At 41.9% G+C, this 25,354-nt stretch carries 24 protein-coding genes; 1 reads left to right on the top strand and 23 read right to left on the bottom strand.

Annotation, left to right across the window (positions count from 1 at the left end; genetic code table 11):
• Window positions 1–71 precede the first annotated feature (71 nt).
• Entirely contained in the window at window positions 72–1,262 is a 1,191-nt protein-coding gene (locus RBB56_RS17935; protein WP_306720307.1) for a ribose-phosphate pyrophosphokinase, read from the top strand.
• A gap of 55 nt (window positions 1,263–1,317) precedes the next feature.
• Here the strand turns inward: RBB56_RS17935 and RBB56_RS17930 are convergent, their stop codons facing one another.
• The 23 genes from RBB56_RS17930 to smc form a co-directional block, all read right to left on the bottom strand.
• Window positions 1,318–3,852, bottom strand: a complete 2,535-nt coding sequence (locus RBB56_RS17930; RefSeq protein WP_306720306.1) for a sensor histidine kinase — start codon at window positions 3,850–3,852, stop codon at window positions 1,318–1,320.
• Window positions 3,842–4,546 (bottom strand): response regulator transcription factor, encoded by a 705-nt coding sequence (locus RBB56_RS17925; RefSeq protein WP_306720305.1) that lies wholly within the window; start codon window positions 4,544–4,546, stop codon window positions 3,842–3,844. The genes RBB56_RS17930 and RBB56_RS17925 overlap by 11 nt, the downstream gene beginning before the upstream one ends.
• A gap of 237 nt (window positions 4,547–4,783) precedes the next feature.
• Window positions 4,784–5,632: a peptidoglycan editing factor PgeF gene (gene pgeF / locus RBB56_RS17920; RefSeq protein WP_306722212.1), complete on the bottom strand. Its 849-nt coding sequence runs from the start codon at window positions 5,630–5,632 to the stop codon at window positions 4,784–4,786.
• Between the two features lie 64 nt (window positions 5,633–5,696).
• A complete protein-coding gene (locus RBB56_RS17915) occupies window positions 5,697–6,074 on the bottom strand; it encodes a YraN family protein (RefSeq protein ID WP_306720304.1) in 378 nt (125 codons plus the stop codon).
• An 86-nt stretch (window positions 6,075–6,160) separates the two neighbouring features.
• Complete coding sequence (locus RBB56_RS17910; protein ID WP_306720303.1) at window positions 6,161–6,484, bottom strand: EscU/YscU/HrcU family type III secretion system export apparatus switch protein; 324 nt, start codon at window positions 6,482–6,484, stop codon at window positions 6,161–6,163.
• 12 nt (window positions 6,485–6,496) lie between these two features.
• On the bottom strand, window positions 6,497–8,329 hold the full coding sequence (fliK, locus tag RBB56_RS17905) for a flagellar hook-length control protein FliK (protein ID WP_306720302.1): 1,833 nt from the start codon (window positions 8,327–8,329) through the stop codon (window positions 6,497–6,499).
• Between the two features lie 16 nt (window positions 8,330–8,345).
• The gene (locus RBB56_RS17900) at window positions 8,346–9,128 is read right to left on the bottom strand and encodes a ribonuclease HII (RefSeq protein ID WP_306720301.1); all 783 of its coding nucleotides are present in this window, start codon (window positions 9,126–9,128) and stop codon (window positions 8,346–8,348) included.
• 22 nt (window positions 9,129–9,150) lie between these two features.
• The gene (lepB, locus tag RBB56_RS17895) at window positions 9,151–9,690 is read right to left on the bottom strand and encodes a signal peptidase I (RefSeq protein ID WP_306720300.1); all 540 of its coding nucleotides are present in this window, start codon (window positions 9,688–9,690) and stop codon (window positions 9,151–9,153) included.
• A gap of 96 nt (window positions 9,691–9,786) precedes the next feature.
• Window positions 9,787–10,629 carry a ribosome biogenesis GTPase YlqF gene (gene ylqF / locus RBB56_RS17890; RefSeq protein WP_306720299.1) on the bottom strand — a complete coding sequence of 281 codons (843 nt, stop codon included), beginning with the start codon at window positions 10,627–10,629 and terminating at the stop codon, window positions 9,787–9,789.
• A 29-nt stretch (window positions 10,630–10,658) separates the two neighbouring features.
• On the bottom strand, window positions 10,659–11,240 hold the full coding sequence (lepB, locus tag RBB56_RS17885) for a signal peptidase I (RefSeq protein ID WP_306720298.1): 582 nt from the start codon (window positions 11,238–11,240) through the stop codon (window positions 10,659–10,661).
• A gap of 156 nt (window positions 11,241–11,396) precedes the next feature.
• On the bottom strand, window positions 11,397–11,744 hold the full coding sequence (rplS, locus tag RBB56_RS17880; protein ID WP_306720297.1) for a 50S ribosomal protein L19: 348 nt from the start codon (window positions 11,742–11,744) through the stop codon (window positions 11,397–11,399).
• A 110-nt stretch (window positions 11,745–11,854) separates the two neighbouring features.
• Window positions 11,855–13,285: a tRNA (guanosine(37)-N1)-methyltransferase TrmD gene (trmD, locus tag RBB56_RS18405; protein ID WP_331526150.1), complete on the bottom strand. Its 1,431-nt coding sequence runs from the start codon at window positions 13,283–13,285 to the stop codon at window positions 11,855–11,857.
• The gene (gene rimM, locus RBB56_RS17865) at window positions 13,282–13,791 is read right to left on the bottom strand and encodes a ribosome maturation factor RimM (protein ID WP_306720296.1); all 510 of its coding nucleotides are present in this window, start codon (window positions 13,789–13,791) and stop codon (window positions 13,282–13,284) included. Before rimM ends, trmD begins: the two co-directional genes overlap by 4 nt.
• Before the next feature lie 164 nt (window positions 13,792–13,955).
• A complete protein-coding gene (locus RBB56_RS17860) occupies window positions 13,956–14,183 on the bottom strand; it encodes a KH domain-containing protein (RefSeq protein ID WP_306720295.1) in 228 nt (75 codons plus the stop codon).
• A gap of 25 nt (window positions 14,184–14,208) precedes the next feature.
• Window positions 14,209–14,454 (bottom strand): 30S ribosomal protein S16, encoded by a 246-nt coding sequence (gene rpsP / locus RBB56_RS17855; protein ID WP_306720294.1) that lies wholly within the window; start codon window positions 14,452–14,454, stop codon window positions 14,209–14,211.
• 32 nt (window positions 14,455–14,486) lie between these two features.
• Entirely contained in the window at window positions 14,487–15,845 is a 1,359-nt protein-coding gene (gene ffh, locus RBB56_RS17850; protein ID WP_306720293.1) for a signal recognition particle protein, read from the bottom strand.
• Between the two features lie 60 nt (window positions 15,846–15,905).
• Window positions 15,906–16,247: a YlxM family DNA-binding protein gene (gene ylxM / locus RBB56_RS17845; RefSeq protein ID WP_306720292.1), complete on the bottom strand. Its 342-nt coding sequence runs from the start codon at window positions 16,245–16,247 to the stop codon at window positions 15,906–15,908.
• A 120-nt stretch (window positions 16,248–16,367) separates the two neighbouring features.
• Window positions 16,368–17,216 (bottom strand): AraC family transcriptional regulator, encoded by an 849-nt coding sequence (locus RBB56_RS17840; RefSeq protein ID WP_306720291.1) that lies wholly within the window; start codon window positions 17,214–17,216, stop codon window positions 16,368–16,370.
• On the bottom strand, window positions 17,209–18,354 hold the full coding sequence (locus RBB56_RS17835) for a glycoside hydrolase family 25 protein (protein ID WP_306720290.1): 1,146 nt from the start codon (window positions 18,352–18,354) through the stop codon (window positions 17,209–17,211). Before RBB56_RS17835 ends, RBB56_RS17840 begins: the two co-directional genes overlap by 8 nt.
• 78 nt (window positions 18,355–18,432) lie before the next feature.
• Window positions 18,433–19,467, bottom strand: coding sequence for a YitT family protein (locus RBB56_RS17830; RefSeq protein ID WP_306720289.1), 1,035 nt, complete (start codon window positions 19,465–19,467; stop codon window positions 18,433–18,435).
• 73 nt (window positions 19,468–19,540) lie between these two features.
• The gene (gene ilvA, locus RBB56_RS17825; protein WP_306722210.1) at window positions 19,541–20,752 is read right to left on the bottom strand and encodes a threonine ammonia-lyase; all 1,212 of its coding nucleotides are present in this window, start codon (window positions 20,750–20,752) and stop codon (window positions 19,541–19,543) included.
• A 63-nt stretch (window positions 20,753–20,815) separates the two neighbouring features.
• A complete protein-coding gene (gene ftsY, locus RBB56_RS17820) occupies window positions 20,816–21,763 on the bottom strand; it encodes a signal recognition particle-docking protein FtsY (protein WP_306720288.1) in 948 nt (315 codons plus the stop codon).
• A 26-nt stretch (window positions 21,764–21,789) separates the two neighbouring features.
• Window positions 21,790–25,350 carry a chromosome segregation protein SMC gene (gene smc / locus RBB56_RS17815; RefSeq protein WP_306720287.1) on the bottom strand — a complete coding sequence of 1,187 codons (3,561 nt, stop codon included), beginning with the start codon at window positions 25,348–25,350 and terminating at the stop codon, window positions 21,790–21,792.
• Window positions 25,351–25,354: the final 4 nt, after the last annotated feature.

Here is a 25,354-nt window from a genome sequence, read left to right as displayed (position 1 = left end):
TGACGTGTCACTACCGTAATGCTATAAAATAGGGTAGGATTATTTTTATCAAAGTACAATTGGAGGTCATCATGCCTAACTTAAGTGAACTAGAAGCGGCCATTCCGGTCGCTCCTTTAAAAATTCTGGCGGCGGATTCTGCTGCCCCACTCGCCAACCAGGTTAACCGCTATCTCGTGGAATTTCGTCAAAGTGTAAATAATATCGCAAAAACTGATCCCGCTTTTCAAGGATATGTAGAGGATAATTATTTGGCCAGCGCCATCTGCCCTCGTTTTGGCACAGGCGAAGGCAAGGCTGTCTTGAGCGATTCCATCCGAGGCAAAGATTTGTTTATTATGACAGACGTCTGCAATCATAGTATTACCTATAGAATGAATGGATATATCAATCATAAGTCTCCCGATGATCATTATCAGGATTTAAAAAGACTTATTTCCGCTGCGAATGGAAAAGCCCGCCGAATCAATGTTATCATGCCCTTTCTTTATGAAGGCAGACAGCACAAAAGGACAGGCCGGGAATCTCTCGATTGCGCTTATGCGATCAAGGAACTGTCCGATATGGGAGTATCTAATTTTCTTACCTTCGACGCTCATGATCCCCGAGTGCAAAATGCTGCTCCCTTGTCCGGCTTCGATAACTTTATTCCTCCTTATCAGTTTATCCGGGCGCTGCTTCGTACCGAGGAAGATTTAATTATCGATAAATATCATACGATCGTTATAAGCCCTGATGAGGGTGCTCTCGACCGCGCTGTATATTTCGCCAATGTTCTCGGCATCGATACCGGTATGTTCTACAAGCGTCGTGACTACTCCACCATTGTCAATGGCAAGAATCCTATCGTCGCTCATGAATTTCTGGGAGAGAATATCGATGGTAAAGACGTTATTATCATCGATGATATGATTTCCTCCGGCGGAAGTATGATCGATACTGCCCGACAGTTAAAGGAAATGAATGCCAAACGAGTATTCATCTGTTGTACCTTCGGATTGTTCACCGATGGCCTACAGGCTTTCGATGAAGCCTATGAGAAATGCTATTTCGACCGAGTGGTTACTACTAACCTTACTTACCAGATTCCGGAGCTTAAGGAACGTCCTTATTATGTGGAAGCGGATATGAGTAAGTTCCTGGCATCTATCATCGATTTCATGAATCACGACTCTTCTATGTCTAATGTACACACTCCGACAGAAAAGATTCACGAAGTGCTCTCCAAATATAATAACCGTGAAGATATATTTTTAGAATAATCTTATAAAAAACCGTAGCTCTAAGAATTATTATCTTAAAGCTACGGTTTTTCTTTTATAACAAAGGAAAAGTTAAAATGACCTTGAATAGATCACCATCCAATTGAATTTCAAATCTTCCATTCTGAGCCTGCGTCAGATTCTTCGCTATAGATAAGCCAAGACCGCTTCCTTCCGTGCTTCTTGCTACGTCTCCGCGTATAAACCGCTCGGTCAGCTCGTCGGCATTTACATTCAAGGGCTGTGCAGAAATATTCTTAATAGCAAATTCTACATATTTCTTGCCGTCTTCTCCCACTTTTTCCGTTATGTCCATATAAATACGAGTACCTTCTAACGCATACTTGAAAATATTATTCAATAAATTTTCCACCACACGCCATATCCGGCGGCTATCCGCTTCGATGTACATCGTATTGCCAGGTGTATTTAAGATGGGGGTCAGACCTTTTTGCTTGAATTTATCAGAAAATTCACCTATTGTCTGGTTCACCAGTTCTATCAGGTTAATTTTCTCCCATTCCAAAGAAATATTCCCGGAAGAAATCTTCGAAGCTTCCACCAAATCATCGGTCAGTTGCTTTAACCTTTGGGATTTGGCATCCAGAACTTCCACATATCCCTTCACCTTTTCATTTTCTATATTCTCCCGTCTGATCAGATCCACATAATTGATAATGGAAGTAAGGGGAGTCTTAATATCATGAGATACATTTGTAATCAAATCTGCTTTCAGCCGTTCATCCTTCATACTCGTCTCAACGGCCGTCCGTATACCCTCTCCGATGTTATTCACCGCCTGAGCTAACACAAGATTGTCTCCATGGAGCCCCTCTTCCTTCACCTTAAACGATAAATCACCTTCCCTTATCTTCTCAATGGCCATCACAATATGCTGTCTATTCTTCGCATTGAGATAAATAAGTGTCCCAAAAGCAATGTCTATCATACATGCAATAATAATTCCTTTCAGTCCCAGAAGAACGAGCCCAAGGTTCAGCAAAAGAAAAACGATATAAGGAACCCATGTTTTCATAATAACGGTTCCATTGTCATATACGTTCCATACGGCTTTTCTTCCTGTCCTTATTCCTTTGCAGGTAAGACTTTCCTTCCAGAGATTATCCGCTTTCAGCCTACGTACCATACTATAATAAAACTCTGCGAACAGAAGCTCACAAATAAGGACTATGGCGCCTGCTGCCACCTTAAACCACGTCGTATAATAATATTCGAAGGACATAGAATCATACACATAGGTAAGAGCTATAATAATACCCCCGATTAAAACGGTCGTTCCAATTACTGAAAGCTCTGTCGGCAATAAATCTATCTTCTGCAGACGGATGGTCAGATTCCCCTCTTCGTCTCTCTCCCGGCCTTCCACCACTGTTAGATAAAGGAATAAAAGAAGATAAAGCAAAAGAGCTGCTGCGGCAAGTCCAATCAACTGCCAATAGTATGGAATATAACTTGCATATCCACTCATCCCCTGCGTATAGACATCCGAAGCCGGATAGGAAACATCCACACCGACCCATACTTTTATCGTTTCAGGATAGGCGTATTCGTAAGAGTTGAATATATGGCGTACGGTCTCTTCTTTGACAAGGGTGTCCGTCGTATATTTCATATCAGCCGGGTTGAAATAAAGATATTTTCCATATCGTTTGAACTCTTCCGTCACTGCCTTTTCCGACAACCCGGAGACTTCCAGATTCGTATAAATTTCCTGCCGCTCTCCAATGGTCTTGATAATATAATATCTGAGATTAGAATTCTTCAAATCATAGAATTCTTTATATTTTAAATATTCCTCATAATTATCCTTAAGACCGATTGCTGTCGCTTCCACATATTCACACAGTTCATAATAATCGTTCCATGTACCGGTATACTCTTCGATATTCTTCCCTTCTGTCGTCTTATAGCGATTCATAAGAATTGTTGCCATAACATCATCTCTGTAGAAGGATTCACTATCCTCCAATCCATTGGCCGACACGCTGTATACCTCTGTGTTCTCTTCGATATTAGAATTAAAAGGCGTAATAATATGCCCCTGGAGATCTCCTCTGTTGTCATTAATATGAGTATAAGTAGTCATTCGGTTCAAGAATTGATCTGCTTCCTGACCGGTAAGCCATTCCTCACTCTTCTCTACTCCATACTGCCCCCACTTAATCAAATCTTCCAGATGGTATTTCGCTGTAATATATTGACTCGGAACACCTTCGAATCGATAGAAAAAAGTAGCCACATCGATCGGCTTCTTCCCATCAAACTTGCCTTCCGTTTCCATCTGGCTTCGAACGGCAACCATACGTGCCACATCCGCAATTCCCCTGCCGAAGATATGATTGAATAAAAAGGATTCTTCGTATACATTTCCCTTTTCATCCGCATCCATACTGTAGCTGTAATTGCCATCCACACCCTTTATCATAACGCTCGATCCTGTCATAACAATTAAGATAACAACCGCTGCCAAGACAATCAGAATATGTTGTAATATATGGAGAAAACCTTTTAACTTTTTTCCCGGTATCCTTTTTTTCATTCGAACAACCATACCTTTCTCATAATCCATCTGACTGCTTCTCGACTTTATATCCGACGCCCCATACTACTTTCAGATAGCGGGGTTCCTTCGGATTGATTTCTATTTTTTCCCGGATATGTCTGATATGGACAGCCACTGTGTTATCCGCACCTATCGCCTCTTCATTCCATATACTTTCATAAATCTGGTCGATCGAAAATACCCTGCCCTGATTTTTTACAAGAAGCAGCAAAATATTGTATTCTATGGGGGTCAGTTTCACGATTTCCCCATCCACCGTCACTTCTTTCGTATCGTCGTTAATACATAGGCCACCTGCACGAAACAGCTCATTATTTTCTTTATTTAAATTACCGAGTGTAGTATAGCGGCGCAGGTTAGACTTCACTCTTGCCACAAGTTCCAACGGGTTAAAAGGCTTTGTAACATAGTCATCCGCACCGATATTGAGCCCAAGGATCTTGTCTGCATCCTCTGATTTTGCAGATAAAATAATGATGGGAAGGCTGTTATATTCCCTTATCTTCAAAGTCGCATGAATACCATCCAGCTTCGGCATCATAATATCAATAATGAGCAAATGAACGTTATGCTCTCTCAACATATGGATTGCCTGCTCTCCATCATAGGCCTTCAATACCTGATAACCTTCCTGAAGCAGGTATATTTCAATTGCATCCACAATTTCTTTGTCATCGTCACATACGAGTATATTCGCCATATGCTTACCTTACCGTATCCTTCCTTACCGTTATTGTAACTGTTGAGTAATATATAGACGGCGATTAATTCGCCGTCTGCACCGAGCACGGTCGCTTTGCGACAAAATACTACTTCGTGCGAGTGTGCATCCACTGGAGGCAACTATATATTAGTGATTTTTAATCACTAATATATAGTTGTCTTTATCTAATCATATAATATTTAAGGGATATAGAGGAAATTAATTAAGATTTTCTTAAGCATTACGCAAGCTCATAAAGGCTCCCAGATTGCCGCGTTTTCCAAGGCTTGCGCGGTGGGAAAATAAGTAATCCGGATTGCAGCAAGTACATATATCGGTAACGCTTATATGTTCAGGAAGAACGCCGCCTTCTATCAATATTCGATAATTAGCCTTCCACAAATCTAACAAATACTTTCCTTCTCCCTTTTCATACAGGAATTCCAAGTTAACATCTTTGAATTCGCGCTGGAATTCTAATACCACATCTTCGCTCACTTCATAACATTCACCGCAAATAGAAGGGCCGATAGCAACTATCACATCCTCCGCTTTCGTTCCGTACTCTTCTTTCATAGCACTCAACGTACAGACACCCATACGGCTTACAGTTCCTCGCCAGCCGGAGTGCGAAAGCCCGATTGCCCGGTGAACAGGATCTACAAAATACAAAGGGACGCAGTCCGCATAAAAGGTGGATAGTACCAGACCTGGTTCATCTGTGATCAACCCATCTATCTCTGCATAATCTTTCTCACTAAGAACGCCCTTCCCTCTATCCTTCTCTGTTACCTTTCTGATATTGGTCGTGTGGGTTTGGTCGGAACAGACAAAATCCTCCACTTCCCTTCCGAGCACCCCCGCAATCCTTCTGAAGTTCTCATCCACCGCTTCTTTCTTATCCCCCCGGGTATAACTTAGATTCATAGACTGAAAGATTCCTTCGCTCGCTCCACCGATACGGGTGGAAAAAAGATGATCCACAATCTCAGTTTCCTCCAGTATGGGAAACGTCAGGTATTCTATATTCTGAGAGCAATTCCTTCGTAACACTTCTCCCGGTCTTGCTCTTTTTATTCTCATCATCTAATACTATGCCTTCGTAACTGTTCATTACTTCACAGTTACATCCCTTCTTATTTATAAATTAAAAATATTTTCCGCTCACATGTGCAAAAGCATTTTTGTACCACCTAACCTGAATATCCTCTTCCACACCTTCCATTCCAATTACATCATATCGTACCGGCTTATTCTCCGGATATCTATGAAGAAATCGATAATAATCCGCAGTACGGCAAATTCGCTTCTGCTTGGCAGGTCCGACCGCTTCCTCCGGATTCCCTGACCTCTTTGTTGTCCGATACTTCACCTCAACAAATACAAGAAAATTATCATGATATCCTATAATATCGATTTCTCCACTCCTACTCCTGAAATTTCTTGCAGCTATACGAAATCCCCGCTCTTCTAAGTAACGACAAGCCAACTCTTCGTAGTGACTTCCTACAATCCTTTTATTCACTTCTCCCCCGTTATTCTTTCCCTTTATGCATTACTATTCAGCCTACGGCTTCCCAGTAACCTTTACCCGCCCCGTACCTGCCCTCGTTAATGCTTCTCTTTATCCATCTTCGCCTTAATCTTATCCATGGCATCCACAAATACGAGAATCTCTGCCACCACCTCATACAATTGGGGCGGTATCATGTCTCCTATTTCCAGACGCGACAAAGTATCCGCTAATTTATTATCCTTGTGTATCGGAATATCCGCTTCTTTGGCACGTTCAATAATCCGTTCCCCTAACTCTCCTTTACCGCTGGCTATAATTCTGGGCGCTTCCTCCTCCGGATCATAGGCAAGAGCAATGGCATGTTTGGGTTTTTCCTCACTAACTATAGTCTTTTTTTTACTTTTTTCATATGGACTCATCGCGCTTCCTCCTTATGCCCTTACATCAAAGGAATACTGTGCCAGAATATTTTCTTTCCCTTCGGATGCGGTTATCGTCTCAATAACGTTTTCTCCGCCTTCCTTTTCGCTCATTACCATTTCCGCTTTCATGGAATAGCCCTTTTTCGTAAGCCTTTCATTCAGGATATGGATATGGTCTGCAACAAAGTCTATTGTGTGTTCATCTTTAAGATAAAATTTCGTACTAACGTTATTTTCCCGCATGGATACGTAGACATCAATAGGGCCCAAACTCTGCATATCAAGATGAAGCAATGCACTGACACTCCCATCCTCGTTTGCAGTGCTCCTGCGGTTCGTGTAGACGTACAAATCCCCATGTGCTTCCCCTCCGCTTAACTTTAAGGGAAGCTGAATATAATTAAAGGCTTGATTGAGCTGGTGCATAAAATCAATATTATTCTGAATCACAGTAAGGCTTTTGGAAAGAGGAATATCCTTGGCCATCTGTCCAAGTACCTCCGTCAATCTGGCCGACTGCTCCCTTAAACGTCCATAGAAATCTTCAACCCGCCCCTTATTGCCTACATCGGAAGGCTTCATCAGCCACTCATCCATCACTTCATGTTTCAAAAGCAGTTGATACCCCTTGCTTCCAAAAAGAGCCGCCAGATTCTCCTTACTTATCATATCGCCATTCGAAGCCAACAATTGTGAAATATCCTGTAAGAGCTGTTTTGCCGATATGCTCCCATCCAATACTCCCATAAGCTGTTCTTTGGAAAAACCGATTCCTTCCAATAACGAAAGCAAAGCATTTCTATCGTTTACTCCGAGTAAACGCAAAAGCTGCCCATCGTTTTCTTCTGCTATGACAGAAAGGGTATTTACCGGCACATTAGGTGTATTCCCTTTGCTGCCGTCACCGCCCTGCGTCGTAAGGATAGCGTCGTCTCCGGCACCGACAAGATTTATAACAGAATCCGCCATATTACTCTGCACCTGCTGCAAAGTATTCATACCAGCCTCGTTTCCGCTGCCTTGTGAATTCAAAGATGCCGGACTCCCAGCCTCCGACACTCCTTGCGAAAGCAATTCGGGCGTTGCAAGGGAAGAAGTATTCCCTCCATTTCCGGTTCCTTCCGGCAAAGAAGTCTGTGTAAACATCTCCAGCACTTGCTGATAAAGACGTATGGCGGCATCCATCTGTCCATCTTTTACCAAAGATTCGAATGCCGAAGGAAGCTGTGACAGAAAATCCGTCACATTGGTCAAAAGCTGATGTCTGTAATTGCTATAATTTTCGAATTGTTCGATACTCTCTGGTGTAATAGGGATATTTAAGCTGCGAAGGGCTACAATCGTTTCCGGATTCACATTCCCATTGGCCATCACTAACTTCCCCATATCGAGCAATGTATTTTTATCGATAGACATTCCTTGTTCCATCATGGTGGAAACCATACGCATCCATTCATCCGTCACAGGAAGCCTTGCTGCCTCCAATGCCTTCAGCACATTGGCATTATGAGCCAGATTCTCATATAGGGGACGAAGCGCAATTTGTGAGCCGGACTGTCCGCTTTGCACTTCAAAAGTCACACTCTGCCCTACGGTAAGATTAATATCCCGGTCCAGCCTTGCCGTAATCACCACGTCCTTATCCAAGCGAAGCTTCACTTCATTGCCACTTTTTTCCACGATTTCCCCTTGTAATACCTGCCCGGGCGTTACACTTTTCGTCGCCTGTTTGACATGCATTTTATCGGAAGAAGACACAGGTACGGATCTTACTGTCTCCGTACGGCGATTGTCTGTATTCTTATTTCCATATCGAAAAAAACCGGATAGATTCAACGCCATACCTCCTGTCAATGTTCTAAACAGTTACGATATTTTTTATGAAAGAACGTCTATGAATCGGACAAGGTCCATAAGTTTCCAAAGCTTCCATATGTATCTTGGCTCCATAGCCTTTATTAGAAGCAAATCCATATTCCGGAAATACACTATCGTATTGCACCATCAGCCTATCTCTCGTCACCTTGGCAATGATGCTTGCTGCTGCAATGGAAATGCTCTTCGCATCTCCCTTCACAATAGGTACTTGCTTCATATCCAAAAGAGGAATAGTTACCGCATCGTTCAATAAGAGATCTGGAGCGACACCAAGTTGGGATACAGCCTGACGCATCGCTTCATAAGTGGCCTGCAGAATATTGATTTCATCAATTCTCTCGGGAGAAGCGTATCCGATTCCTGTAGCCACTGCTTCCTTCATAATAATATCATATAACTCTTCTCTCTTTTTTTCGGACAATTGCTTCGAATCATTAAGGTATAAAATAGCACAATCTTTTGGTAAGATTACTGCTCCGGCTACTACCGGACCTGCCAACGGCCCTCTTCCTGCCTCATCGATGCCGCAAATATATGTAAACTCGCTATATTGCTTTTCATATTGTTTCATTTGCTCCGTCCGTATCCGCTCCTTCTCCAAAGCCTCCAGCTTCTTTTTCGCTGAAATTATAAGGGCCTGTACGGATTTTCTCTCATCCTTAGCGTATCTTTCTATTAATTCAGGCAGCTCATAAATATCGGCTGCCTGAAAAATTATTTTTATTTCACTATTTTTTTGTTCCACTTTTCTTATTTCCTTCATCTAGTACCATGTATTGTACTTGTTATTGGTGCTTTAAAATGCCAATTTGATTCAAAGGCCAGATACGTATCCACGCCCTTCCGATAATCTTATCTCTGGAAACATTACCTACCGCAGGATCTCTGCTATCGGAGCTGTTATTGCGGTTATCTCCCATAACGAAATATTCATTGTCGCCGAGAGTAATCGGTTCATAGGCTCGTCCTGCATCTTGAATCACTTCGTTTCCATAGGTTTCATCAAATACTTCCCCATTAATATAGATCACACCGTTATCATCGATATATATTGTCTCTCCCGGCATTCCTATAATTCTTTTAATATAGAAAGTATCCTTCGCATATTGGAAAGGAAATACGACGATATCAAATCTCTTCGGGTCGTTAAACCGGTAAGTGATCTTATCTACAATCAAATTGTCCATATCGCTTAACGTATACTCCATAGAACTTCCTACTACCTGCGTTCTCTGTCCCACAAAATGAATGACCACATATGTCAAACAAAGAACAACGAGTAAATATAGACTGGTGCTCAATATCTCTCTTAATACTTTTTTCATTCTTGCTCCCATCTGCGTGCTTTAGCACGAATAGAAATCAGGGAGAGTGAAAATTTATTCTTCACTCTTATAACTATGCCCTTCCACGCCGGCATATTATTCCGGAAATTCTAATGTAATTTTTCCAAGTCTTCCGCTTCTGAAATCATCGACAACAATTGCCGCTGCCCTCTGCAAATCCAGTTCTTCACCCTTTAAGTAACAATGTCTGCTGACACATATTTTCTCAAGCATTCGCACAACATCTTCATCCGCTTCCACTTCATAGCGCTTTTCCAATACATTCTCGTAATTATCCTGCAAGAAACGCATCAAATCAAAAACCAACTCATCGATATGAAGAATCTCATCATTAATGGAACCGATAAAAGCTAATTTCATACCTACGCTTTGATCTTCGAACTTCGGCCAGAGGATTCCCGGTGTATCGAGAAGCTCTATTCCTTTATTCAGGCGAATCCATTGCTTCCCTTTCGTAACTCCCGGTTTGTTTCCTGTCTTAGTACAAGCTTTTCCGGCAAATGTATTAATAAAGGTAGACTTACCCACATTCGGAATTCCAACTACCATTGCCCGGACCGGACGGTTAATAATCCCTCTTTTCCTATCCCGCTCAATCTTTTCCTTACATGCTTCTTGAACCACTCCATGTATTGCCTTAATACCTGCACCGCTCTTTGAATTAATCTCCAATACATGGAAGCCCTTTTTCTTAAAATATTCAGCCCAGAGCTTATTATATTTGGAATCTGCCAAGTCCGATTTATTCAAAAGAATTAATCGGGCCTTATTCTTCCCCAGTTCATCGATGTCGGGATTGCGGCTGCTAAGCGGTATTCTCGCATCTACCAGCTCAATCACCAGATCGATCAACTTAATATCTTCTTGCATCATTCGTTTTGCCTTGGTCATATGACCAGGATACCATTGGTAATTCATATTCTATAACTCCTGATTTTATCAAACAATTATTGTATTAGTCCCATTCCTTCATCCCCGATACTCATATGAAACCATGCTTTCCCATAAATGGTATCTTTATTCACAGGGCCGATATTTCCTGAACGGCTGTCCTCACTAATATTTCGATTATCGCCAAGAACAAAATATTCATCGTTTTTAAGAACAATTTCATTTTCTGCAATTCCGGCTTCTTCCATCTTATCGTAGCTTTCATCATCCTCAGCAATTCCGTCCACGTACAGCTTACCATCGATAATCTGTACCTTTTCTCCCGGCAAAGCTACTACCCTTTTAATGTAATAATGAGCATTTTGATTGCCGTTTGGCAAAAATACAATGACATCGCCTTTCTTCGGAGATGTCAGCTTATAGCCGAATCGATTAATCAATATCTGCTGTCCATTATATAATGTCGGCTCCATAGATACACCGATGACATTGGTTCTCATTCCTGCGCTAAACACGAGGACAAAGGCTAAAAGTACAGCAGCGAAGGTTCCAAACACCATACCGAACACTTCCCTTACCATATGTACGCTGATTCTTTTCTTTTTCTCATAAAAGCTAAGGCCTTTGCTTCTTCTCATACTTCTTGTTCCTATCGTCATTATCAAGCATTCCTATTTCATAGAAACCTTCAAAAACTTTTTCTTCCTAAGATTTTTCATCACTGAATATATATTATACAATAAAAAACAACAAAGAGCAATTACACGCGGATAATTGCCCTTTATTACTTCGTCTTATTTTACTAACTCTTTTACTTTCGCCTTCTTACCGATACGGCCTCTTAAGTAGTTCAACTTAGCTCTTCTTACTTTACCTCTTCTTACTACTTCTACCTTTTCTACGTTAGGAGAATGTAAAGGCCATGTCTTTTCCACGCCAATGCCGTTGGAATTCTTTCTTACAGTGAAAGTAGCTCTGTTGCTTCCGCCCTGCATCTTCATAACGGTACCTTCGAAAATCTGAATTCTCTCTCTGTTACCCTCTTTAATTTTACCGTATACTCTGACAGTATCGCCAACATGGAATTCAGATACGGATTCTTTTAACTGTTCTGCTTCGATTTCTCTAATAATATTGTTCATCGTGTGCCTCCTTATTATTTAGATGTTCTTAATATGCCCAAAGTCTTACTTTGTTCCTATAACAGAGGACCATCCCTTTTTCGCAACATGAATACTTTATCATAGCTCTGTCAAAAAAGCAAGTTTTTTCTTTCCTTTTCTACCGCAGTTAACCAATATAAGGGTTCTTTGGAGATACAAAGCCCCAGCTTCTCCTGCAACCGGAGAGATGCCTCATTATCGATAAGAACATCTCCATAAGGTGTGTGACCATATGCAAGGTGAATATTGATCAGATAGGCTTCCAACGAAGCCGCAATCCCCATTCTGCGATACTCTTCATAGACTTCCAGCATACCAATGCTGCCTTCCTGATGAGTACCGGCGAAGCCGGCCAGCCTATCTTGAACAAAGGCCCCGATGATATCTCCTGCAAGAAGTCTCTCCTTCATATAGCCTTCATCGGGAATCATATGGTAATGAGCCATGATTTCTCCCAGATGCTCCAGGCCTAACGTCCGAAATGTAATCTCTTTCGATAGCCCGAGTGATACTTTCTGTGTATACACCGCATGCTTCACAGGGGTAACCTTCTTTATATGGAATCGTCCCTCCAATTTCTTAAGAAGTGTTTCCTGATGAACAATGATCAACTGCTCGTTTCCTTTTTTCGAAGGCAGGGCATGCACCACTTCCTCTGCGCCTTCCCCGTCAAAAACGGCGAGCATGGCAATATCTGCCATATCATCCCAAACTACCATCCCATTCCTGTTGGCATGGAGCAGTTCTCCCCTTCCCCGCCTCATACTTTCTATCATATCTATATATAGAAACTTATCCTTCTTCAAAAGCACCTTAACTGCCTGTTGCTTCTCTGTATATTTATCATATAAATCAGGGCGGCGCTCTCTCGTTCTAATCTCCGATTGTTCCAGTCTCCAGGCGGATATCTTCCTATGATCTCCCGACAAAAGAACTTGAGGAACCTTTTTCCCCTTCCACTCTTCCGGTCTGGAATATTGAGGATATTCTAACAAATCGTTATGAAAGGTCTCAAAATCCGCAGAAGCTTCATTATTAAGTACACCGGGAACGAGTCGTGCAATAGAATCAATCATAACCATTGCAGGAAGCTCTCCTCCGGTCAGCACATAATCGCCGATAGACACATAATCGGTAACAATTTCCTCCAGAACCCTTTCATCGATTCCTTCATAATGACCGCAAAGAAAGATCAGTTCATCTTCCCCCGCAAGTTCTCTTGCCATCTTCTGGTTAAAGCGCTTTCCCTGCGGTGTCATATAAATTACTCTGGTATCCTTCCTTCCAAGCTTCTTTGCCACTGACTGATAAGCATCAAAAACAGGCTGTGCCTGCATAAGCATGCCCGCACCGCCTCCGTAAGGATAATCATCCACCTTTTTATGTTTATTGGTCGTATAATCTCTAATATCTACAGCATGCAAAGCGATATGTCCATTCTTTACCGCACGGCCTAAAATACTTGCCTCGCTTCCCTGCAATATCATCTCCGGAAATAAAGTTAAGATATGGAAGTTCATGGAAGCAGTCCCTCCAGCAAATGTACTGTCATCTCTTTTTTCTCCATATCTACAGAAAGGATACACTGCTTAATCGCCGGAATAAGTAATTCTTCATCGCTTTCCATTCTTACCTGGTAGACATCATTTGCTCCGGTTAACAGAACCTCTTCCAAAATACCCAGATTCCTTCCCGTATCCTCTATCACAGTCATTCCGATTAAATCCCCGATGAAATATTCATTTTTGCCAAGCCGCTGTGCGTTCTCCCTTGTCACATACAGCTCTTTTCCTTTATACTTCTCGACATCGTTGATATTATCAATTCCCTCAAATTTTAAAATTACGAATTGTTTAAAAAACTTAACGCCTTCTATCGTAAGAATACTCTCTTCTTTTCCGGTATCCAAAATAACCTGTTTCATTTTCTTGAACCGTGTTGGTTCATCTGTCGTAGGAAATACCTTAACTTCCCCCTTGATTCCATGTGTTGAAGAAATAACCCCAACTCTCAGCTTATCGTCCATATCTATACCTCATATCCGCTTTGGCGGACTCAAAATTAACAGTTGAAAGCTTTTTCCAACTTCTGAAAGTGCTTTTCTTTCAACATTTTCCTTCAGATACTAAGTTTTAAAGAACACTTTGACAAAAATGAGGATGGGTATCCATCCTCATTTTTCCAATCGGTTTAAACGATTTCTACATCCACTTTCTTATTGTCTTTGGATGATGCTGCCTTGACAACGGAACGAATCGCTTTTGCAATTCTTCCCTGTTTGCCGATTATTTTTCCCATATCGGTCTGTGCAACGTGAAGTTCAACAACGACATTTCTGCCCTCTTCCTTCTCAGTTACCACAACCTCATCCGGATTGTCAACAAGTGCTTTTGCAATTACTTCAACTAATTCCTTCATAGTCCACCTCCAAAAGCGACCGGTCTTATTTTGTAATACCTGCCAATTTGAAAATCTTGCTAACAACTTCTGTCGGTTGTGCTCCATTGGACAACCATTTTTTCGCTAACTCTTCGTTAACTTTGTAGCTGCTCGGATCTGTAGTAGGATCATAAGTTCCGATTTCTTCGATGAATCTTCCATCTCTGGGAGAGCGGGAATCCGCTACAATGATTCTATAGAAAGGAGCTTTCTTCTGACCCATTCTTCTTAATCTGATTTTAACTGCCATTTTATTTCACCTCCATGAAATTAATTTCTATGTCAAAACGGGAATTTCATACCGCCGAACATACCTTTTCCTTTTTTTCCGCCCAGCATTCCGGGCATTTGCTTCATCATCTTCTGCGATTGTTCGAACTGTTTTATAAATCGGTTCACCACCGCAATATCCACTCCTGCACCTCTTGCAATACGACTTTTTCTGCTTAAGTTAAGGAGCTTCGGGTTCTCTCTCTCTGCGTGCGTCATACTCAGCACAATTGCTTCCATTCTGGCAAGCTGCTTCTCATCCACCATGGATTCGATATCGCCAAGTTGTTTTCCCATGCCAGGCATCATTCCAAGAATACTGGAAAGGCCACCCATATTTTTCATTTGTTTCATACTTTCCAGATAATCATTGAAGTCGAACTTACCCTTTTTCATACGGGCAGCCATTTCTTTTTCTTTGCCTTCATCGATATCCAGATTGGCCTGTACCTTATCGATTAATGTAAGTACATCGCCCATTCCCAGAATCCGACTCGCCATACGGTCGGGATAAAATTGCTCCAGATCGGAAAGCTTCTCTCCCATACCTACAAAGAGAATCGGCTTACCGGTCACTGTTTTTACAGAAAGAGCAGCACCACCTCTGGTATCGCCATCCATCTTCGATAATACAACACCATCTATATGAATCTTTTCATCGAATTCTTTCGCTACATTAACCGCATCCTGTCCGGTCATAGCGTCTACAACAAGAAGTGTTTGATGTACTTCTATGTTTTCTTTTATCGCTTGAAGCTCTGCCATCATATCCTCATCGATATGAAGACGACCGGCAGTATCGAGAATCACTACATTATGTCCGTTCTTATTCGCGTGTTCGATAGAAGCTTTCGCAATATCCACAGGACTATGATTGTCCCCCATGGAAAAAACATCTACGCCTTGTTTCTCTCCGTTAATCTGTAACTGCTTAATAGCCGCAGGACGATAAATATCGCAAGCCACTAACAGAGGCTTTTTACTTTTCAGCTTTAATTTACCTGCAATTTTCGCTGTCGTAGTCGTCTTACCGGCACCCTGCAAACCGCACATCATGAGAACGGTTATCGCTTTCCCCGGCTGCATCTTAATCTCCGTCGTCTCGGAACCCATCAGAGTTACCATTTCTTCGTTTACGATCTTAATGACCATCTGCCCGGGATTAAGGCCATTCATCACATCAGCACCAACTGCTCGTTCTTCTACGGACTTTATAAATTGCTTAACTACCTTAAAGTTTACATCCGCTTCTAAAAGCGCCATTTTTACTTCCTTTAAGGCTGCTTTTACGTCCTCCTCAGTTAAACGGCCCTTGCTTCTTAAATTTTTGAATACATTCTGCAATTTGTCCGTCAAACTTTCAAATGCCATACATTACCTCTTCTATTCCTCTGTAACAGTTCAGTCCTTCACTGTTCTCTCTTCTGAAGACTAAAGTGCTGCCAGAATCTCATCGGTTAATTTCTTAATCTCTATCCTGAGCAAAGAAGCATCCACACACTCATCTGCCGCCAAGCTATTGATACGTCCCACCTTATCCTGAATGCGGTTGAACCGTTCCACCAGATGAAGCTTACTCTCATATCCTTCCAAAAGATTATCACACCGTTTGATCAGGTCATGAACTCCCTGCCTGCTGATTCCTTGTTCCTGCGCAATTTCACTCAGAGATAAATCATTATATACTGCATCCTCATAAATCTTACGTTGATGTTTTGTCAGCAGCTCTCCGTAGAAATCATATAATAAACCTTGTGCTACGATCTTCTCCATTGAACCTTCTCCGTTGCTTCTTCCATATATTCCAAGCCTACGCTCAAAAAATATTTCCTCGAGCACAGAAATTATCATACTATAACGAAATCAGGGTGTCAAGTATTTTTTCTTGACACCCTAGTTTTTTATTTTAGACGGCATATTTCCCAGTCTTTTCCTGAAAGCACGGGCAAAAGTAGAATAGTCTTTGAACCCGCATTCCATTGCTGCTGTCGTAGCCGGAGTTCCGCTTAAAAGCATAGTTTTCGCCGCAAGAATTCTTTTTTCAGAAATATACTGATGGATGGAATAACCGGTTTCCTCCTTGAACCTACGCATCATATGGTATTTACTCATATAGAATCGCTCCGCTAAGCTATCGATAGTTAGTTCCTCCGGTAGATTCTCATTAATATACTGTAGAATATCAATAATTTTTTTATTATATTTTGCCGTATGATGATAGGCGAATTCATTTTCTTTGCAAGCTCTGTTTATTTGAATCATAAATTCTAGAAACAAAAGCTCTCCATATAATTCTCCCGCATAAGCATTCTCCTTATCGCTTGCTTCCATGCGGTGAAGAGTATCCGCAAGTTGCCTTGTCGCTACTGCCGGAAAACGAACTACATTTGTCTTTTCCTCCGCAGTTCTTTGAAAGCATTCGGCTAAGTTATAATCCCCATTGGCATATCCTGACAGAAAATCATGATCGATATATAGAATCACTCGCTCATACGGCACTGAGAAATCCACCATCGGTTTATGTATTTCATTCCGATTCACAAGGAGAAAATCATATGGCTCTAACAGAAACTTCTTCCCTTCTATCATATAGTTCACTTTTCCATCGAGGAAATAAACTATCTTATCAAAGTCATGATAATGGTAGTCGAATTCCCTGCTGTCGCAATCCTTTAAATGAAATAACTTATAATGCTTATTGAGATATCCGGCCTTCTCATACCCTTCCATCTTATCATTCATTCTTCCAATCCTTCATGCTCACATTCAGATCTACATCTCCTTTAATGCCGTTCACCTTCCCTGTAGAGGTATACTGCCATATGGAGAATTCATAAGGAAAATAAAGAGGTGTATTATAATAAGCGAACCATTTCTCATAGGCTTCCAGCTGTTCCATATCCACCATCAAAAAGAAGGTCTTCAAGTTCCCATATATCATCGGCGTGTACCCCGCCTCACGAATCGTCTCACAAAAGGCAATGCAAACATCTGTCCAGTCTTGCTTTGTCATACCTTTTGTTCTGGGATTCTTCACTTCAATCGCTTCCACATCGAGAACGATGGGATATGTAATATCATAGCCTTCCAAGTTCTCCAATACGAACTCCGCCTCTTCCACCGCCTCTTCTTTATTTAAAGCTTGTGTGAAGAAATAAACGCCTACATCGATACCATTGGAGATTGCACCTTCTATATTATCCTCGTAAGTATCATCAAGGACAAGTTTTCCTTCCGATGATCCCCTGATTCCCAATCGGATAAAGGCATATTCCACATCATCCCCGGCTACTTTCTCCCAATTAATCGAGCTCTGGTATTTCGATACATCGATTCCCTTACGCGAAACGATATTATCGTTTTCTTTATATTCCAGTATCATATCATCATTCATTATAAATTGTTCATTTTCGTAAGAATGATGCCTCAAGGTGTCGAGAATCGGGAAGAAATAGTAACGACCGTCAGAGGCAACAACGATTTCATCCGGATAAAAATAGCGCAGCATTGCAGAGGTTCCATCTCCGTTTTCCATCATCGCCTTCATCTCATCAAGAATTTCTGCTTTCTGTTCTTCCGATGCTTCTCCCACTTCTTTCGCAATGATAGCCTGCATCTCTTCTTCCGTATAAGTGGTAATGGAATTTACTTCATCGATATATGCCATAGCCTCATTCACTTCATTCTTAAGGCTGTAATTTTTTGCTGTAAGCAAAAGACATCCGGTTAGAGCACTAAGTGCAATGACACATAAAATCGCAAGAAACCAGAGACTGCCGCCGCTTCTTTTTCCTTTATTTTTCCGCCGCCTTCTCATTGTGTTTCTTTGCCTTCGCTTAGTTACTCTTTTTTCTTCCGTAAAATTATTAAATGTCTCCATCTTTTAATCATCCATCCCCATTTTGTTCTTATATTTGCTATCTTATTTCTCTATCTTACCATACATGATGGATGGGGTTCAAATCTTTTCACTGAAATAACTCTTATATCCTTCTCCAAATATTTCCGTTGCACTCGTTACTATCATAAAGGCATCCGCATCCTCTTCCCGAACGATCTCCTCGATGCGTGGAGCAAGAGTCTTTCTAGATACACACATGATAATCTGCTTCTCTTTACCGCTATAAGCCCCCTGACCGTTAATATGGGTCACACCAATTCCCAGATCCTCTAACAGCTTAGTCGTAATCTTATCAGAAGAATCGCTGATAATGTAAATCAGCTTGGCCCCATCCCGTCCATAAAGGACTACATCGAGCATTAGAGAAGTAATCACTACGGCAATTCCCGCATACAACGCAGAATCAATATCCTGAAACACAAAAGCGGAAGCTACTACTATTCCTACATCTGTAAGGAAGAATAGCACCCCCATCTTTAAGTGCGGATATCTTAACCTTAAAAACTTAATAATAATATCCGTTCCACCTGTCGTTGCTCCACACTTAAAGATAATTCCCATGGAAACCGCAATAAGTACACTGCCTGTAAGCGACGCCAAAAATACATCTTTTGTGGCTGCTCCAAAGGGAGCCAGAAGGTTCGTGAAAATTGATGTGGCTGCAATGGCATAAAAGGTCGATATAATGAACTTTACCCCAAATTTCCACATTCCCAAAATAACAAGCGGAATATTGATAAGTAAAATGAGAGTACCTGTTTCAATTGGTACTACACGATTTAAAATAATTGCAACACCGGTCACACCACCCGGCGCTAAGTTATTCGGATCAACAAACTGACTGACTCCCACCGCGTACACAACGGAAGCGAGCGTAATCACAATATAATCGATTACGCGCTGTTTCACCGTTTTCTCCTCCTCACGGCGCTTTTCATATTCCTGTTCTATCTCTATAATATGTTTTTCTTCCATGTGATTCGTAAGGGTCACATTGTGATTCGCAGGGATCACATTGTGATTCATATGATTCACATTTTCTATTTCTGATGCACTCTTCATCCTATCATACCTTTCCTTCTTTTCTAACATCCCCATTTCCCTCACTTCTATTACTTAGAAAGAAAAAAACCTGCATTTACTTCCATGCAGATTTTTTATTTCATTACATAATGGTACGAACTGCTTTCGGTTTATACCCATTTTGATGAAGTGCCACTATAATCTGTTTCTTATGTTCCGGCCCGAACGCCTCTAAAGTAATCCGAAGCTCCACTGCCGCATTTCGGTTAATGGAGACGAACTGATTATGTTCCAGTTTAATTACATTTCCGCTTTGCTTTGCAATAACCTCCGATACCCTGCTCAATTCACCCGGTTTATCAGGAAGCAGAACCGACACCGTGAAGATACGATCTCGCAATATCAGCCCTTGTTGTACCACCGATGACATCGTGATCACATCCATGTTGCCACCGCTCAGAATGGAAACAATTCTCGCATTCTTCGCATCCAGATGCTTGAGCGCCGCCACGGTAAGAAGTCCTGAATTCTCCACTATCATTTTATGATTTTCCACCATATCAAGAAAAGCGACTACGAGCTCTTCATCTTCTACTGTAATAATATCATCCAAATTCTTAGATAAATACGGGAATATCTTACTTCCTGGTGTCTTTACCGCTGTTCCGTCGGCAATGGTATTGATACTATCCAGGGTGACGATATGTCCCTCCTTTAAGGAAGCCTGCAGGCAGTTAGCACCGGCCGGCTCTACGCCGATTACCTTAATCTTAGGGTTAAGAAGCTTCGCAAGCGTGGAAACACCCGTCGCCAGACCACCGCCGCCAATTGGCACCAATATATAATCGACAAGAGGAAGATCCTTGAATATCTCCATAGCCACCGTTCCTTGTCCGGTCGCAACTGCCAAATCATCGAATGGATGGATAAAGGTATACCCCTTTTCTTCGGCGAGCTCATAGGCATGCGCACAGGCTTCGTCATATACATCACCGAAGAGAACGACCTCGGCACCATAGCTTTTTGTCCGATTCACCTTAATGAGCGGAGTAGTATTGGGCATAACGATCGTCGCCTTTACGTGGTTGCATTTGGCTGCATAGGCAACTCCCTGCGCATGATTGCCTGCAGATGCTGTGATCAATCCTCTTTGCCGTTCTTCCTCCGTCAATGTGCTTAGCTTATAATAAGCACCTCTCACCTTATACGCTCCGGTAAACTGCATATTCTCAGGTTTCAAATATACCTTATTTCCCGTTTGCAAACTTAAATAAGCACTGTAAATGAGCTTAGTTTCCTGCGTTGCATATTTTACTATCTCCGAAGCTTCTTCAAATTTATCCAGTGTCAGCATTTTCTCGTCCAATTTACCTTGTCCTCCATCCATTTTCGACTCTTCACGATCTTCATCATGATGTTATATCTCTTCACCTGTTGTCTTTATATCAAAAAGTGCATTTACAAACTGGTCGGAGTCAAACTTTTGCAAATCCTCTATCGTCTCTCCCACTCCGATATACTTTACCGGAATATTTAATTCCGATTGAATAGCCACTGCAATACCGCCCTTAGCCGTTCCATCCATCTTAGTGAGAATAATACCTGTCAGATCTGCAACTTCGCCGAAATCTCTGGCCTGCTGCAGCGCATTTTGTCCTGTGGTTCCATCCAGTACCACCAGATTCTCCCTGTGCGCTCCGGGGAATTCCTTATCGATAATTCTATTTATTTTCTTAAGCTCTTCCATCAGGTTCTTCTTATTATGCAGACGCCCCGCCGTATCGCATAAAAGCACATCCACATTTCTCGCTCTCGCCGCATTCACAGCATCGAAAATTACGCTGGCAGGGTCAGAACCTTCTGCTCCACCGATAATATCCACACCGGCACGGTGGGCCCATTCCGTTAACTGTTCTCCGGCTGCCGCACGGAAAGTATCCGCTGCTGCAAGAAGTACCTTTCGTCCCTGCTCTTTCAAAATACCGGCTAATTTACCGACTGAAGTGGTCTTACCTACGCCATTTACACCGATAACCAATATGACCGACTGACAGTGTTCGAAATCATAAGCTGTTTCCTCCACATGCATCTGTTCCTTAATACTTTCAATAAGAAATTCCTTGCATTCTGACGGTTGCTTAATATGATTTTCTTTTACTTGTTCCCGAAGCTTCTCAATAATGGCATTGGTAGCATTCACACCAATATCTCCCATAATCAGAATCTCTTCCAATTCCTCATAAAAGTCTTCATCAATTGCGGAAAAACCGTTGAATACAGAGTCGATTCCATTAACAATATTATTCCTGGTCTTAGCAAGCCCATCCTTGAGCCTGCCAAAAAAACCTTTCTTCTCCTCGCTCATATACCCTCCTTCTTCATTCAAAGCAACTAATCATCCAGTTCTTTATCGATTAAATTGACGCTTACCAATGTTGATATTCCTTTTTCCTGCATCGTAATACCATATAAACGATCTGCCTTTTCCATTGTACCACGCCTGTGAGTAATTACAATAAATTGTGTATGCTTTGTTAATTTATGTAGATATTTTGCAAATCTCGTTACATTATTCTCATCCAGCGCCGCCTCAATTTCATCCAAAAGACAAAAGGGAGATGGTTTCAGATTCTGAATAGCGAACAAAAGAGCAATGGCCGTCAGGGCCTTTTCTCCACCGGATAACTGCATCATATTCTGCAGTTTCTTTCCCGGAGGCTGTGCAATAATACGAACGCCTGCTTCCAGTATATCTTCATCCTCCATCAATTCAAGAGTTCCCTTGCCTCCTCCGAAGAGCTCCTTGAATACCTTATCGAATTCCTGGGCAATCTCTGAGAATTTCTCCTGGAATTGCTTTCGCATCGCCGTATCCAGCTCTTCGATAATATGAAGCAATGTCTTTTCTGCTTCCACCAAGTCGTCATGCTGAGTCTTTAGGAATAAGTATCGTTCCATTAAGTTCTTGTAGTCTTCAATGGCATTGACATTGACATCACCAAGCTTCTTAATTCCTTCCTTTAATGCAGAAATCTCCTTCTTCATCGCGGTGAGTTCCGTCATCTCCTCATTGCGGAGGGAAGCTGCATCCGAAAGGGTAATTTCATATTCATCCCACATATAGTTAATCTGGTTCTCGATGGATTCCTCCAGCTTTTCTTTCTGCGAATTCAAGCGATAAACCTCTTTATCAAGAGCAGATATCCTCTCCGAAAGCTCTTCCCTTACTGCGAAGAAATTCTTTTGTTTAGAGGCAAGTTCCTCTTTCTTTGTGATGTCTTCCTTTAGCTTGATTTCTGCATCGCTTCTTGAAGTGTTGGAAGCCACAATCGTCTGCTCGATCTCGACAATATTTTGTTCCTTTCGCTCCATTTCCTCCGCTGTCTTTTCAAGACCGGACTTAATTTCTTCAAGCTCTGAAATAAAGCGTACGATTTCATTATCGATACGATCCACATTCTGCTTATGGAATCCTTGCTGTTGCAGCATCTTTTCCACTTCCACATCATGCTCGGATGCCTTCCTGGACTCCTCCGATTCCTTGATTCTTTGCTCTTCCAACTCCTTTTGGAAGGCGCTAATCTGGATTTCCACACTCTTCTCCAGCTTTTCCGATTCCTCTAATTCTCGTAATATGCTTTCTTTGCTGGATTTAATTTCAAGTATCTGACTTTCGATCTCACTTTCTTCCGTCTTCAATTCTCCGAAGCCTGCTTCCGCCTCGTCCTTACGTTCCTGTGCCTTAATTACATTTAAGCGGGCAGTATTTTGTCTGATAAATGCTTCCTGCAAATGGGACTTGGTCTCTTCTAAGTCAAGCCGCAGTTTATTTCTGCGCCTTTTTGTTTGCTCGATATCTTCCAAAAGATTATCAATCTCTTCCAGATACTTCTTAATCTTCTCACCGAGTTCTTCCATCTCTCTTCTTCTGCCAAGAAGATTACTATTATTTTTGAATGCTCCGCCGCTGATGGCACCTCCCGGTACAAGCAATTCTCCTTCTATAGTGACCATACGGATGCCATAATTAAATTTCTTCGCTATCTTTACCGCATTATCCACGTTATCGACTACCACGATGCGCCCGAGCATAGCCTTTGCCACATCCCGGTAACGCTTATCCGTATGCACCAGTGCATCAGCCATACCGATGACACCTTTTTCCTTTAAGGCATCTTGATTCTTAAATTCCTGAGGATCCTTAAGGCTCGTAAGAGGCAAGAAAGTAGCCCTTCCCGCTTTTTGCTTCTTTAACAAGGCGATCATCCGTTTTGCCGTATCTTCATCTTCCGTGACAATATTTTGAATATTGCCTCCAAGTGCCGTTTCAATTGCTGTTTCATATTTTTTATCTACTTTAATAATATCAGCAACTACGCCGATAATCCCTTTTTCTTCCTCCTTACATTCCATAACTTTCTTAACGCTTCCGCCATAGCCATCATAGCGTTCCGTTAAGTTAGCCAAGGCATCCATTTTGGACTTTTCCTGATGATAGACAACCTGAGTATCCCGCAGCTTCTTATCCTTCTCGGATAATTCATCACGCATACTGACAAGCTGCTCTTCAATAAGCACCTGAGAGTCGTTGCCCTTACGGATTTCTTCATTGATGCTCTCAAACTCCTCCTGCAAAAGGCGGATAGTTTCTTCCTGCTTCGCCTCATCCGATTTTGCCCTAAGAAGTCTGGAGTTCAGCTCTGCTCTACGTATACTAATCTGCTCCATCATCGTATCATATCGGCCGATTTTCGATTTGATGGTCGCTCGTCCGTTTAACGCATCGATAATGGTATTCTTACCTGTTTCAATATGATTATTTAGCTCTTCCATCTTGCTTTGTGTTTCCTGCAAGAGCCTTCTCGCTTCATCCCGTACTTGCTCCAGAGCAGCAAGCTGAGCATCGATTTTCCCTTTATCCTTTAGAATCTCTTCCTTGTCCACATTCTTTGCATCGATTTCACCTTGTACCGCTGCTAATCGGGAACGAAGATGATTCTCATTTCCTCTGGCAGAGTTAATCTGTTCTTTTAAGACATTGATTTCCCCTTCTAATTTTCCACGCAAAAGTCCGGTATCCGTCAGCTCTTCACGGGCTTTCTCAATGGCTTCATCCAACTGCTCGATCTGTCCTTGTATCTGCTCATATTCCGTCTTTATTCCTTCATACTTTTTCGAAGTTTCCTCAAGATCCCCGCCGGCAATATTGTATTTTTGCTCTACACTAAGAAGCTGCTCTCTGATACGATTATTCTCCATAAGGAAAACATTCACATCCAGCGCTTTTAATTCTTCCTTTTTCTTCAAATAGATTTTAGCGGTTTCCGCTTGCTTCTCTAAAGGCCCTGTCTGCTTTTCCAGCTCTGATAAAATATCATTGACACGAAGGAGATTCTGTTTCTCATCCTCCAGCTTCTTCTGTGCCGCATTCTTACGTCGCTTGAACTTCACAATTCCTGCTGCTTCATCGAACAATTCTCTTCGTTCCTCGGGCTTACCGCTTAAGATCTTATCGATCTGTCCCTGACCGATAATCGAATAGCCTTCTTTACCGATACCCGTATCGTAGAAGAGCTCATTCACGTCTTTTAAACGGCAAGGCGTACCATTTAACAAATATTCACTTTCTCCCGAACGGTAGATCCTTCTCGCTACAGTCACTTCATCATAATCTACCGCAAGCTGGTGATCCGAGTTATCCAGTGTAATTGCCACATAAGCATAACCGAGAGGCTTACGCAATTCCGTTCCCGAGAAAATGACATCCTGCATAGACGCACCGCGAAGCTGCTTGATACGCTGTTCACCGAGCACCCACCTGACCGCATCTGCTACGTTGCTCTTCCCACTTCCATTAGGCCCTACGATTCCTGTAATACCGTTATGGAACTTAAATGTAATTTTATTTGCAAATGATTTAAACCCCTGTACCTCAATACTTTTTAAATACATAGTT

The sequence above is a fragment of the Kineothrix sp. MB12-C1 genome (assembly GCF_030863805.1).
Taxonomy (GTDB): domain Bacteria; phylum Bacillota; class Clostridia; order Lachnospirales; family Lachnospiraceae; genus Kineothrix.
The sequence above is the reverse complement of the archived record's forward strand: the minus strand, read 5'-3'. Positions and strand labels throughout refer to the sequence as shown.

Coding starts and splice junctions, on each gene's coding strand:
- fliK (WP_306720302.1), bottom strand. CDS start 8,329: ATGGCGTTGAATCTATCCGGTTTTTTTCGATATGGAAATAAGAATACA.
- trmD (WP_331526150.1), bottom strand. CDS start 13,285: ATGAACTTCCATATCTTAACTTTATTTCCGGAGATGATATTGCAGGGA.
- ylxM (WP_306720292.1), bottom strand. CDS start 16,247: ATGGAGAAGATCGTAGCACAAGGTTTATTATATGATTTCTACGGAGAG.
- rplS (WP_306720297.1), bottom strand. CDS start 11,744: ATGAACAATATTATTAGAGAAATCGAAGCAGAACAGTTAAAAGAATCC.
- RBB56_RS17860 (WP_306720295.1), bottom strand. CDS start 14,183: ATGAAGGAATTAGTTGAAGTAATTGCAAAAGCACTTGTTGACAATCCG.
- ylqF (WP_306720299.1), bottom strand. CDS start 10,629: ATGAATTACCAATGGTATCCTGGTCATATGACCAAGGCAAAACGAATG.
- RBB56_RS17830 (WP_306720289.1), bottom strand. CDS start 19,467: ATGTTAGAAAAGAAGGAAAGGTATGATAGGATGAAGAGTGCATCAGAA.
- RBB56_RS17925 (WP_306720305.1), bottom strand. CDS start 4,546: ATGGCGAATATACTCGTATGTGACGATGACAAAGAAATTGTGGATGCA.
- lepB (WP_306720298.1), bottom strand. CDS start 11,240: ATGAGAAGAAGCAAAGGCCTTAGCTTTTATGAGAAAAAGAAAAGAATC.
- RBB56_RS17935 (WP_306720307.1), top strand. CDS start 72: ATGCCTAACTTAAGTGAACTAGAAGCGGCCATTCCGGTCGCTCCTTTA.
- rimM (WP_306720296.1), bottom strand. CDS start 13,791: ATGGACGATAAGCTGAGAGTTGGGGTTATTTCTTCAACACATGGAATC.
- RBB56_RS17910 (WP_306720303.1), bottom strand. CDS start 6,484: ATGAGTCCATATGAAAAAAGTAAAAAAAAGACTATAGTTAGTGAGGAA.
- ilvA (WP_306722210.1), bottom strand. CDS start 20,752: ATGCTGACACTGGATAAATTTGAAGAAGCTTCGGAGATAGTAAAATAT.
- RBB56_RS17835 (WP_306720290.1), bottom strand. CDS start 18,354: ATGGAGACATTTAATAATTTTACGGAAGAAAAAAGAGTAACTAAGCGA.
- smc (WP_306720287.1), bottom strand. CDS start 25,350: ATGTATTTAAAAAGTATTGAGGTACAGGGGTTTAAATCATTTGCAAAT.
- pgeF (WP_306722212.1), bottom strand. CDS start 5,632: ATGAGAATAAAAAGAGCAAGACCGGGAGAAGTGTTACGAAGGAATTGC.
- ftsY (WP_306720288.1), bottom strand. CDS start 21,763: ATGAGCGAGGAGAAGAAAGGTTTTTTTGGCAGGCTCAAGGATGGGCTT.
- ffh (WP_306720293.1), bottom strand. CDS start 15,845: ATGGCATTTGAAAGTTTGACGGACAAATTGCAGAATGTATTCAAAAAT.
- RBB56_RS17930 (WP_306720306.1), bottom strand. CDS start 3,852: ATGGATTATGAGAAAGGTATGGTTGTTCGAATGAAAAAAAGGATACCG.
- rpsP (WP_306720294.1), bottom strand. CDS start 14,454: ATGGCAGTTAAAATCAGATTAAGAAGAATGGGTCAGAAGAAAGCTCCT.
- RBB56_RS17900 (WP_306720301.1), bottom strand. CDS start 9,128: ATGAAGGAAATAAGAAAAGTGGAACAAAAAAATAGTGAAATAAAAATA.
- lepB (WP_306720300.1), bottom strand. CDS start 9,690: ATGAAAAAAGTATTAAGAGAGATATTGAGCACCAGTCTATATTTACTC.
- RBB56_RS17840 (WP_306720291.1), bottom strand. CDS start 17,216: ATGAATGATAAGATGGAAGGGTATGAGAAGGCCGGATATCTCAATAAG.